The 968-nt window shown below is 45.7% G+C and carries 1 protein-coding gene; it reads left to right on the top strand.

Annotated features, from left to right (window positions below; all coding sequences use genetic code 11):
• A partial coding sequence (pdxA, locus tag ACS8FC_RS15270) for a 4-hydroxythreonine-4-phosphate dehydrogenase PdxA (protein ID WP_439297397.1) occupies positions 1-968 on the top strand: 968 nt, incomplete at both ends.

Genomic DNA, 968 nt, shown 5'->3' with positions numbered 1-968 from the left:
ATTGGCATGGACGTAGCACTAGGACTAGCAGCAGAGGGTAAGTTACAAGACTTTGCTCGACCAATTTGGGTGACTGCTGATGCTAAAGCCATGCAAACTCGCGCGGAGGAATTGATTGCAGCTGGCGTGCTCAAAAGTACACCTAGTTGGCATACTATCAATACAGATATAAATGCCGATAACTTCGATGTTAACTTGGTAGCGCAAATATCACAGCAGAGTATAGAAGCTGATAGAGCTTTTATCCTACTGAATATTCCTTGTGCCGCACCAGTTGTCTGCGGGCAAATCAATATCGCTAACTCAGCAATGGTGGCTCAGCAGTTAGATATTGCTCATCAGTTAGCAGTAAATGGAACAGTCGCCGCTATCGTCACAGGGCCATTGCAAAAATCAGCGTTGATAGATGCTGGTATCAAGCTGCTAGATGGTACCATGTTTAGTGGTCATACTGAGTTTTTTATGCAGCAAAGCGGCTGTGAGAAAGTGGTCATGATGCTTGCCAATCAAGCGATGAAAGTAGCGCTTGTCACTACACATTTGCCGTTGAAGGACATCCCTGCTGCGATTACTGCGGACAATGTACGCCAAACGGTACAAATCGTCATCGATGACATGAGAGAAAAGTTTGGTCTCGCGCAGCCTCGTATCTTGGTTTGCGGCCTCAATCCACATGCAGGCGAGGGCGGCCATTTGGGTATGGAAGAAATTGAAATTATCAATCCAGTACTTAACGAGTTTATCAATATGGGCGTCAATATTTCAGAGGCAATGCCAGCGGATACGTTATTTACTACCAGACATTTAGCAAACTGTGATGCGGTCATTGCCATGTATCACGATCAAGGATTGCCAGTATTAAAATCGCACGGTTTTGGTGATACGGTTAATCTAACCTTAGGCTTGCCTTATATTCGTACTTCTGTCGATCATGGTACGGCACTAGACTTGGCAGGAAGCGGCGGTGC

It is taken from the genome of Psychrobacter sp. 1Y4 (assembly GCF_051847555.1).
Note: the sequence above shows the minus strand (reverse complement) of the source record. Positions and strands in the feature narration are given on the sequence as shown.